Below are 10,494 nucleotides of genomic sequence, written 5' to 3' on the forward strand. Positions count from 1 at the left end.
GCCGGGGTCGCACGGACCGCGGGGCCGGCGTATGACGGTCGCCGGATGTACTTTGCCGGATGTGCTTTGCCGGATGTGCTTCGTAGGAGGCGGTTCGGCGCATCAGGGGAGCGATGATCGGGGCGGCGGGCCGCGAAGTTCGGCCGGGGTCGCACGGACCGTCGGGGCCGGCGTATGACGGTCGCCGGATGTACTTTGCCGGATGCACTTCGTCGGATGTGCTTCGTAGGAGGCGGTTCGGCGCATCGGGGCGGAGCGATGATCGGGGCGGGTCGTGCGTTGCGCAGTGGAAAAGTGCCCCCGTAACGGATGTCCGGCGAAGAGTTGTCCGCCGGAGTTTTTCGTGATGCGCGGGGAGTTTTACTTTTTCGAATTCGGGGTTTCTTATTATGGCTTTTACGGTTCGGGCGGCTGAACATCTGTCGTGCACCGAGACCGTTTTTCCGAGGATGAGAGACCGGGTTTCTCTTCTTTTGCGGCGGCCCGCTCCTCTCACGGTTTTTCGTCCGCCGGGGCGGCAGTGCCGAATGCCAGTCGGCAAAGAATGCTTGCAGGGCGCAGTCTGCCGAGAGGGATGTTCCGGTCATTTTCGGACCGCATCGGCTACGACGCACAGGAAGGAACGGTGCGAGCTGCTTCGGACGAATGTGCGGCATTGCCTGCCGGGTAATGCCGGCGGTTCGCCGCCGCCCCCATGCGGCAGCCCGCTCCTCTCTCGGTTTTTCGGCTGTCCGGGGGTGGCAGCCCGCATTTCGCCGCGGGCTCGTGCGTTTCCGCCGCGGTGCCGCACCGCAGGACCTTGCGCGTTCCTTACCGAAGGCAGAAGCGGCCGCAGCCTGCGGAACGCACCCCGCGGACGGGATCTCGGGCGGCGAATAAATCGCGGCCCGCACGGCTCTGAAGAGCCGCAATCCGCGGCCGCATTCCGAACAGACCGGACTCTCTGTCCGGCCGGCAAACGATACCGACGGGACCGCTACGAAACGATTCCGAGAGGCTTTCGAAACGATCGTGCGAAACTCCGAAACAAAACCCGGGCTGCACCGAATCGCCCCGGCACAAACCCGCAACGATTCCGAAGGAACCCGGAAACGTTCACGAAATCCGCCTGCAATGCCTCCGGCGGCAAGAGCGGTTCCTCCCGCGGAACGGCGGCGGAGCATCGTCCCGTCAAACGGCAAAACCGCCCCGTTCGGTCTCCTTTTAATTACATTTTGTCGAAAATTATCGTCCGATGCGAATAATCTTACAATAAATTTCTATATTTGTGTTACTAATTCGAAACCTAAACCAAAAACACAAGCATGGACAAAACCAATGTACAAGAGTTACAGGACGTCGTGATCCGCTTCTCGGGCGACTCGGGCGACGGAATGCAGCTCACGGGTACGCTTTTTTCCGACACATCGGCGCTGCTCGGCAACGGAATATCCACATTCCCCGACTACCCCGCCGAGATCCGCGCACCGCAGGGGACCGTTGCGGGCGTTTCCGGATTCCAAGTTCATTTCGGCGACCACAGAGAGCTCAACCCGGGCGACTACTGCGACGTACTGGTGGCTATGAATCCTGCCGCGCTCAAGGCCAACCGCAAGTGGCTCAAGAAGGGCGCCACGGTGATCCTCGACGGAGATTCGCTGACCGAAGAACATATCAAGAAAGCCGGCTTCACGACCCTCGACCCCATCGCCGAGCTGGGGCTGGAGGAGTATAACGTCGTGGTGCCGAACATCACGACCATGACCAAGGAGGCGCTCGCATCGACCGGTCTGGACAACAAGTCCGTCGTGAAGTGCAAGAATATGTTCGCATTGGGCATCTGCTTCTACCTCTACAACCGCCCCGAGGACCACGCCCGCAAATACCTCGACTCGAAATTCGCCAAGAAGAACCCCGCCGTGGCCGAAGCCAACAAGCTGGCCATCGACGCCGGATACAACTACGCGGCCAACACGCACCAGTTCGCCAACACCTACACCATCGCACCCGCGAAGCTCGAAAAGGGCGTCTACCGTTCGATCAGCGGCAATGTGGCGACCGCATGGGGGCTTTGCGCCGCCGCCGAGAAGGCGGGCCTGCCGCTCTTCTGCGGTTCGTACCCCATCACGCCCGCCACGGTGATCCTCGAAGAGCTGGCCAAGCGCAAGGACCTCGGCGTGAAGACCGTGCAGGCCGAGGACGAGATCGCCGGCATCTGCACCGCCATCGGTGCGGCCTATGCGGGCAACTTCGCCGTAACGACCACCTCGGGCCCGGGTCTCTCGCTCAAGAGCGAGGCGCTGGGTCTGGCGGTGATGACCGAGCTGCCGCTCGTTCTGGTCGACGTGCAGCGAGGCGGCCCCTCGACGGGTCTGCCGACCAAGACCGAGCAGAGCGATCTGGCGCAGGCGCTCTGGGGCCGCAACGGCGAGTGCCCCGTGATCGTGGTGGCCTCCTCGTCGCCGAGCGACTGCTTCCACTTCGCGTTCGAGGCCGGCCGTCTGGCCATGGAGCACATGACGCCCGTCATCCTGCTCTCCGACGGATTCATCGCCAACGGCTCCGAGCCGTGGCGCATCCCCTCGATGAAGGACTACCCCGCGATCAAACCTCCGATCGTGGACGACGCGCCCGAAAGCGGATTCATGCCCTACGTGCGCAACGAGAAGCTGGCCCGCGGCTGGGCCTTCCCGGGCAAGGTCGGCCTCGAACACCGCGTCGGCGGTCTGGAGAAGGACTGCGTGAAGGGCTGCATCTCGCACGACCCGGCCAACCATCAGAAGATGGTCGACACGCGCGCCGCGAAAGTGGCGAAGGCGGCCGAGGACATTCCCGTGCAGACGGTCTACGGCGACGCCGAAGGCGACCTGCTGGTCGTGGGCTGGGGCGGTACGCGCGGACACCTCCAGACTGCGGTGGACGAGATGCGCAAGGAGGGCCGGAAGGTCTCGCTCTGCCACTTCAACTACATCAATCCGCTGCCGCGCGGCGTTCGGGAGATCTTCTCGAAGTTCGGGCAGATCGTGGTCTGCGAACTGAACGAAGGCCAGTTCGCCAACTACCTGCGCCAGAGCATGCAGGAATTCCGCTACGAGCAATACAACAAGTGCGAGGGTCTGCCCTTCACGGTTGTGGAACTGAAAGAAAAATTCGAATCCTTATTGAAGTAAACTCCTATGGCAACCTATAATTACACTCCTGCGGATTTCAAGAGCGACCAAGAGGTACGCTGGTGTCCGGGCTGCGGCGACCACGCCATACTCAGCGCCGTGCAACGCGCACTGCCCGAAGTGGCCGATGCGACCGACACGCCGCACAACAAGTTCACCTTCGTCTCGGGCATCGGCTGCTCGTCGCGCTTCATCTACTACATGAAGACGTTCGGCTTCCACAGCATCCACGGACGCGCGAACGCCATCGCCACGGGCGTCAAAACCGCCAATCCCGACCTCTCGGTCTGGGTGGCGACGGGCGACGGCGACTCGCTGGCCATCGGAGGCAACCACTTCATCCATGCCATCCGCCGCAACGTCAACCTCAACGTCATTCTCTTCAACAACGAGATCTACGGCCTCACGAAAGGACAGTACTCCCCGACTTCGAAGCTCGGCAAGATCACCAAGACTTCGCCTTACGGCACGGTCGAAAAACCGTTCAACCCGGGCGAGCTGGTGATCGGCGCGAAAGGCACGTTCTTCGCCCGCTCGATCGACGCCGAAGTAAACCTCACGAAAGAGTGCCTCGTCGCAGCGGCCAAGCATCAGGGCATGTCGGTTACGGAGTGTCTCCAAAACTGCGTGATCTTCAACGATAAGACCCATGCCACCTTCGCCGCCGACAAAGCGACGCGCGCCGAGCGCACGATCACGCTCCGGCACGGCGAAAAGATGACCTTCGGCGCCGGAAACGACAAGGGCCTCGTATTCGAGAATATGCGGCTCAAGGTCGTAACGATCGGTCAGGACGGCTATACGCTGGACGACGTACTGACCCACGACGCGCACGAGCGCGACACGACGCTGCACATGATGCTCGCCGCGATGAAGTATCCGGACTATCCCGTGGCGCTCGGCGTGATCCGCTGCGTGGAGGATTCGGCCGTGTACGATCAGGCGGTGGCCCGTCAGGTCGAAGAGGTGAAGGCCAAAAGCCCCATCCACTCGGTAGACGAGCTTCTGCGCTCGGGCGAAACGTGGGAGGTGGAATAATCCTACCGCCCGCAACCGCTCGGGGCTGTCTAACAAGTTTTTTGTCCCTCTGAAAATTGCCTGTTCGGAAAATTTTCGAATAGCAGTACGAATAAAGGAGGGGGCTGAAACGTGTTAGACAGCCCTTTTTTCTTACCCGCTGCCGGAACTCCCGGGCTCGGCATGTTTCGGACAGTCAGGCCGGTCCTGTTCGGTCCTGTTCGGTCCTGTTCGGTCCTGTTCGATCCTGTTCGATCCTGTTCGATCCTGTTAGGTTCTGTTCGGTTCTGTGCGATTCGCCACGATCTCGCCACGATCCCGCCCCGAACGCTGTTCCGCCCTGCTTCGCCGCGGTCCATCTTGTCCGGTCCGGGCTCGGCTTGGTCTGTCTCGGCTTACTCTGGACAACACCGTGGAGGAGAGGAAAGATTCTGCCGCGCACAAGCTCCACGTACCGACAAACAGCATCGGGAGAATCGCCCGATAAGGGATATTGTCCGGAGCGATCGCGAGAATAAACTACGAACGACAGAACAAACGCCCCCATTTCACGAACGAGACAGCGCAAGAACATACGCCGATATTTATCGCCGCCCACGATGCCGTTCAGAACATTTCGATCGGATCCCTCCCGCTTATACATAGGCGCGGCAAGGTGCGATTTCCCTGCATACGAAACAGGGTCATCGGTACGAGCAAAAAAACGAATCGGTCGGCATATCGCGGAAAATCCGTCCTACAAACTCGATTCACAGGTGAGGTATCCGCAAAAAAAGTATTCTCCGGCGAGTTCAACAACCATCCCCGGCGGACATGGAACGACGCAGCGCCCGAAGCTGCCGCCGACTTCATTTCGGAATACTGCCGGTGCATGGCCCAAGTCTCCGTATGATCCGCGAGCGATTGCCCGGTGATATGGGAATATGTTCCATGTACGATGCCTCTCATCGGCAACACATACGGGAATTCCGATCGACACGCCGCGAGGAACACAAGGTCAAAAACGGGGCGCTCAAAATAAATACGATTCGTCGCAGCGTATCGTCGGATGCTACGCGAGCTACGGCAAACGGTTATTCTTATGCTTCGGCCAATCCCGGATCGTGTTTTTGCCGGTCCGAGAGCGAGCCGCCGCACTTGCAACAGCCCCGCAAAGTCCGGTTCCTCCCCTCGACGGGTGATGATCGTACGCAAATACGGTCTCGACAAAGTTTACTTTCCGATGAAAGCCCCCCGAAAGAAAAAACCGCATCACAAAACGGCCTCCGACGGGGAGCGCGAATGGTTCCGGTAAAATATGGACGGGAAGTCCGCAAGGCCCCCGTCGCCCGTCGCCTACCGGCAGAGACCGGGCCACGAAAGGCGGCAGCTTTTATTCCAATCTACAGAGATTCATAACTATAGATTCACGATCGTCGTCTTCGCATACGCTTTGAAAATCCGCTTCAAGATCGAATTTTCAACCCCGGAAACAAGCTCGAATACATAAAAAAATACGCCTGTTTTTGTCGAATTATACAAATCGACGAAAAAAATGGCAGATTTCGTCTTTATAAATGCCTTTGTCTCAATATCGAACCACGGAATAAAAAACAGCGATAAATTTTGGTTTTTCATATTTGTTTTTTTACCTTTGCCGCTGCAATCGGGGGATTAGCTCAGCTGGTTAGAGCGCTTGCATGGCATGCAAGAGGTCGCGAGTTCGAATCTCGCATTCTCCACTTCAGCCCGACGACAATCCGGTGTCAAACGAAGACAAATCCCGTAAAATCAAGGTTTTACGGGATTTTTTATTTTTCTTCTCGGACATCCGAAAGACACAAAAAAGCCCCGTTTTGACAAAGTCGCGTTACTAAAACCGTTACTAAAATCCGGTCGGTCGATTTAGTAACGATTTACGATACAAGTCTCTGATTTGTCGCCTATTGTCCGAAAAGTGTCTGCTCAAAAACCAATTATTAACCGTTCCTTTGCCAACGGCGATTCGTTACAAGAATTGCATAGCAGGAACAAAAACAAGAGGTATTATGAGCAAAAGCACATTCACGATTCTTTTCTACGCACGAAAGAATCAAGTAAACAGATCCGGCAAGATCGGCATTATGATCCGTGTGACGGTCAATGGCGAGTCCGTACAGTTCAGCTCGAAATTGGACATCGATCCGGAACTATGGGATGCGACATGCCAAAAGATGATCGGTGTAACGAAAGTCGCACGCGAATTCAACGTAAATATCCGTTCTAATGCATCTTGCAAAAGCTAATAAATTAGCATATTCAAAGGAATCGTTTTTTTCAAACATAGACACCAGTACCCCCCCCCATATCCTGTAAAACATAAGATTAAAAAGGCTGAAAGAAAAATCGAACGTTGCCACAGATGCGATAACTCGAAATCACGACACCGCCAAAGTGTCTCATGAATTTCTTTAATGGAAATTTTTTCTTCTGCCATATTTTCGTTTTGATTAGAGCTATTAGTCATGATAATTTATTTAATAGATATACAAAGATACGCACATTTCTGTTACGAAACACTTTTTTATTAGTCTGTTCACATAAAACCAAACAAGGATAGCTGTTTCGGTTCTAAATACCGCTGTTTGAACTCTTTTAGCTTCGTCATGAGTTTGCGTATCTTCGAGGCGTTGTAGTTAGTACCGTCGGAGCTGTGCTTCATCGCATAGGCGTAATGTCGCTCCAATTCGGCAACGCCCTGTTTTACGGCGGCCTTATAATCCACTATCGGCTCGTCCCAAACCGACGGATGACTGCCGCCACCCGCACCGCCCGTACTCCAACTATTGGTGTATTCCTGTATGGGTTTCATGGCTTCTGAATTTATGAGTTAATGATTAGGCGATCGATGTCGGCGTTCCGTTCCAACCACTCCCTTACGTGGGTCATATTGTATTCGGAGGTAATGACCGCCGTATGTTCGTCCGTCTGCGTGAAGCGCGTACTTTCATAACCGTCTATCCATTCTTTGAGCGAGGCGACACCCTACGCTTCCGTATCGTCGAAATAGTTGTCCAATGCGCAGATCGGCTCCGCGAAGGTTACTATCAATGTCCGGTAATTTGCTGTATTTGTTTTCATTGTTCGTCTATTTATTGTTTCTATTATTCAACCATATATCCCGTTTTGTTCTGCACTCCTCCAATGTCGGGGCGACGCAGGAGAATAATTCGCCGTCCGTATCGCGGTAGTCGTATTGGCAGAGCCGTTTCTTTCCGCGCAGGGCAATAGAGAGGGCGAAATACTCGTGGCGTTCCTCTCCGGTCGGGCAAACCGACACGCCGTTTTTTGTCATTTTCGTTTTCATTGTCGTAATCCTTTAGGGGTTAAAACTCTGCTTTCATCAGTCTGCACTCGAAATATTTCGTCCGGTCGCTGGCCTTGCGTTGATGCACCCACAGATGATGCGCACCGAAGCCGTACACGAAATAGTCGTCGAGCGGCACTTGGGTTTTCAGTTTCTCGATACCCTTTCGCAGACTGTTCTCGTCGTCGGCAAAAAGAACCGTGTTTATCAGACGTAAATAAATCTCTGTTGCTTCGTCGCAGTAAGGACAGAAGAATGTTTCAATCGTTACTTTCATAATTCTATGTAATTAAAGTGTTAATAACCAAACCAAAATCCCGATGACACACACGAGGGAGATGCCGAACAGGACAATGCTCCATATCGTTTGCAGCACGCCGCAGACAAGGGCTTCGCCTACTCCGACGGTAAAGTACACCACCCATGAAAGAGGGCGCAAGGAACGGCGAAAAGGGCACGTATGGCTGTTTTGATAATCTTCGTTGGTTTCATAACTGTCGTTTTTTGTTTTTTTGATGCGGATTTGAGAGTGGAGGGAGTGAGTTTCTTATCCTAATCTGCCGCTCGTTTATCCGACATTTTTTTATGCGTCTTTCGGTCGTATCGGTCGTTTCGTTTCAGGGGCTTTTCGGTGTAGAGGTTAGGACGTACAAGGTTTTTGAGAACAAATACCTCGTGGCCGCAGGACGCAGGGAAGATTTTTCGCAAAACCACGAGGCTCGACCTTGTACTCCGTCAAGACCTCGTAAGCACCTTTGCACCTGCAACGGAATGACAGCGCGATACGACGGGAAGACTGTGAAAATGGAGGTAAACGAATTCTTAGGCAGATTCGAGAAAGTAAGAATAGTGCAAGCAACACTATTCGCAAGGATAGAGTGGAGTGCCTCACTCTAAAAATGAAAAACTCTCCGGTTCGCAAAAACCGGAGATACATACCAAGCTATATAAACGAAAATGGAAATTATAGAATTAAAAATTTGTATAAAGCTAACTTTTTTGTATATCTACAAAAACATATTTTTTGACGCAAAAACTACAGCCATGATGGATTTTAGAGACATAGAATTCGGTAGAGCCGATGCTAAAGAAGAAGGCGCAGAATATCCAGATCTATTGATAAATGGTTATTTGGATTCTACTGGCGTAATTAATTTAGCACTAAATTGTTCTACTTTTTTATTCTTAGGTTATAAAGGTTCTGGGAAAACAGCACTATTGGAGCATATTAGATTAACAAGCCCTAATTATAACTGTTTTGTAAATGATATTCCATTATCTGATTTTCCATATAAAAGTTTTGCAAAAATCATATCGGGAAGTTCTGAACAAGAAGCGAAATTACCATTAGCTTGGGATTGGTTATTATTAGTATATACCATTAGCTCGTTTGCACAAGATGAAAGTATACAAACAGATATGCAAGAAGAATGGGAAGAAACTCTTAATATTCTTCGGAAGTTAGGGATTTTCCCGATTAAAAGTGTTCGAGATATCGTAACTCAATCAGCAAAAAGAACTTTCAAAATTAATATTTTATCTTGTTTTGAATTTGCTCTTGAGAAAAATGACCAATTAATTGAGAATGATTTTATACATATTGTCTCTTTCCTCAAACAAATATTACAAAATATTCATTCAGATAATCGACATTATATCATTATTGATGGCCTTGATGAGATTCTAACAAGCCGTGAAATACAATATCAATCAATTGCTGCGCTTATAACCCAAGCAAAAGCTCTCAATGTGTATTTTAAGAATGCACATATTCCGATGAAAATTATCGTATTGTGTCGAACGGATATTTTTGAGCGTTTACCACACCCCAACAAGAATAAAATAAGACAAGATTCTGCGTATGTTTTTGATTGGTTTGACGAAAGTAGTGTTGCGGAATACACAAAATGTAATTTAATTCAATTAGCTAATTTAAGAGGCCAATTAGCATATCCAGAATTAACTGACATTTTTGCTGAATTTTTCCCCAGTAAATATGAAAACCAACCTATTTATCAAGCCTTATTGGAATATACACGTCATACACCCAGAGACTTCTTACAGCTCCTAAAAAATATACAAAAGTATTCTAATCAAACGGTATCTATTGCGAATATTGAACAAGGTATTAAAAGTTACTCTATAAATTACTTCTTGCCAGAAATTAAGGATGAATTAGTTGGCTATTTGGAATTTTTTAAAATAGATACTTTTATTAACTTGTTATCAACTTTAAGAAAACGAGATTTCACATTAAGAGACGCGCGAAATGTTGCCTCTCAAAATTCTATATATGAAACTCTCAATTTGGAACAAATTTTTACTGTCTTATTCGAATGTAGTGCTATAGGCCATCTTATTGGCCTTGAAAGTAAGCATTATATTAAATATCGGAATAGAAATATGTGTTTTAATCCAAATGAGAGGATTATATTGCATAAAGGGCTATGGAAAGCTCTTATTGTCTAATTTATTGAAAAATCAATAAAAAATCTCTACCTTTGTAGTAGCAAACGAGCAGACACTTGACCGACAGTAGGAGACTACGGCGGGCAGGAATTTGTTACAAGTGTGTTACTACGCGACCTTTGAAATATATATTACTTTGATATTAAGGATTTTTTGAGGATAGGTTCACGAATCGCATTCTCCACCACTTTCTCCGAGTAATAGTCGTCTTTTCAGGCGGCTATTTCCATTTTAACGGCATACGGTTTTATGCACTCGTCAAACCGACCGTGCTTCCGTTCCGCCGCCCGGAACGCCGCAGTACAGCGGCCGATGTCCGTCCGCGTACTCCGCGCGATCCCCGGAGCTTTTCCGCGAACCGCTCATCCGCGCAACCCACGTATAACTGCCGTCCGCATCCCCTGCACCTGCACCTGCACTTCCGCTTACGCATAGAGACAGCCGACAACCTGCAACGAGGGGCCGAGTCGCCCCGTTCCGAATCGTATCCGAAGCACGTACGCTCCCACGACTTGCCTCGCCCTCTTCCAACCC

The 10,494-nt window shown here is 51.2% G+C and carries 7 protein-coding genes, 1 tRNA gene and 1 pseudogene; 5 read left to right on the forward strand and 4 right to left on the reverse strand.

From position 1 onward, the window contains the following. Positions 1–1,304 precede the first annotated feature (1,304 nt). From BN3659_RS04840 to BN3659_RS04860, 4 genes are all read left to right on the forward strand, one after another. On the forward strand, positions 1,305–3,149 hold the full coding sequence (locus tag BN3659_RS04840) for a 2-oxoacid:acceptor oxidoreductase subunit alpha (RefSeq protein ID WP_091535029.1): 1,845 nt from the start codon (positions 1,305–1,307) through the stop codon (positions 3,147–3,149). 6 nt (positions 3,150–3,155) lie between these two features. Then, a complete protein-coding gene (locus tag BN3659_RS04845; RefSeq protein WP_091535030.1) occupies positions 3,156–4,187 on the forward strand; it encodes a 2-oxoacid:ferredoxin oxidoreductase subunit beta in 1,032 nt (343 codons plus the stop codon). 1,626 nt (positions 4,188–5,813) lie between these two features. After that, positions 5,814–5,887: transfer RNA gene (locus BN3659_RS04855), tRNA-Ala, on the forward strand. 306 nt (positions 5,888–6,193) lie between these two features. Then, on the forward strand, positions 6,194–6,430 hold the full coding sequence (locus BN3659_RS04860) for an Arm DNA-binding domain-containing protein (RefSeq protein WP_410488792.1): 237 nt from the start codon (positions 6,194–6,196) through the stop codon (positions 6,428–6,430). A gap of 290 nt (positions 6,431–6,720) precedes the next feature. Here BN3659_RS04860 and BN3659_RS04870 read toward each other — a convergent pair whose 3' ends face one another. The 4 genes and pseudogenes from BN3659_RS04870 to BN3659_RS04885 all read right to left on the reverse strand — a co-directional run bounded on the left by BN3659_RS04870 (position 6,721) and on the right by BN3659_RS04885 (position 7,768). Then, entirely contained in the window at positions 6,721–6,996 is a 276-nt protein-coding gene (locus BN3659_RS04870) for a hypothetical protein (protein WP_224757876.1), read from the reverse strand. Positions 6,997–7,007: 11 nt separating this feature from the next. Continuing rightward, a pseudogene (locus tag BN3659_RS04875) lies at positions 7,008–7,265 on the reverse strand (DUF6956 domain-containing protein). Positions 7,266–7,272: 7 nt separating this feature from the next. Next, positions 7,273–7,491: a DUF3873 family protein gene (locus BN3659_RS04880; RefSeq protein WP_091535036.1), complete on the reverse strand. Its 219-nt coding sequence runs from the start codon at positions 7,489–7,491 to the stop codon at positions 7,273–7,275. Positions 7,492–7,510: 19 nt separating this feature from the next. Beyond that, positions 7,511–7,768, reverse strand: coding sequence for a hypothetical protein (locus BN3659_RS04885; RefSeq protein ID WP_091535038.1), 258 nt, complete (start codon positions 7,766–7,768; stop codon positions 7,511–7,513). Positions 7,769–8,535: 767 nt separating this feature from the next. Between BN3659_RS04885 and BN3659_RS12810 the strand changes: the two genes are divergently transcribed. Next, positions 8,536–9,960: a P-loop ATPase, Sll1717 family gene (locus BN3659_RS12810; protein WP_141682493.1), complete on the forward strand. Its 1,425-nt coding sequence runs from the start codon at positions 8,536–8,538 to the stop codon at positions 9,958–9,960. Positions 9,961–10,494: the final 534 nt, after the last annotated feature.

This window comes from Alistipes sp. CHKCI003, assembly GCF_900021155.1.
GTDB lineage: Bacteria > Bacteroidota > Bacteroidia > Bacteroidales > Rikenellaceae > Alistipes > Alistipes excrementavium.

Bases quoted from the DNA above. Each gene is read 5' to 3' on its own strand.
- BN3659_RS04840 (WP_091535029.1), top strand. From the start codon at position 1,305: ATGGACAAAACCAATGTACAAGAGTTACAGGACGTCGTGATCCGCTTC.
- BN3659_RS04880 (WP_091535036.1), bottom strand. From the start codon at position 7,491: ATGAAAACGAAAATGACAAAAAACGGCGTGTCGGTTTGCCCGACCGGA.
- BN3659_RS04870 (WP_224757876.1), bottom strand. From the start codon at position 6,996: ATGAAACCCATACAGGAATACACCAATAGTTGGAGTACGGGCGGTGCG.
- BN3659_RS04885 (WP_091535038.1), bottom strand. From the start codon at position 7,768: ATGAAAGTAACGATTGAAACATTCTTCTGTCCTTACTGCGACGAAGCA.
- BN3659_RS04845 (WP_091535030.1), top strand. From the start codon at position 3,156: ATGGCAACCTATAATTACACTCCTGCGGATTTCAAGAGCGACCAAGAG.
- BN3659_RS04860 (WP_410488792.1), top strand. From the start codon at position 6,194: ATGAGCAAAAGCACATTCACGATTCTTTTCTACGCACGAAAGAATCAA.
- BN3659_RS12810 (WP_141682493.1), top strand. From the start codon at position 8,536: ATGATGGATTTTAGAGACATAGAATTCGGTAGAGCCGATGCTAAAGAA.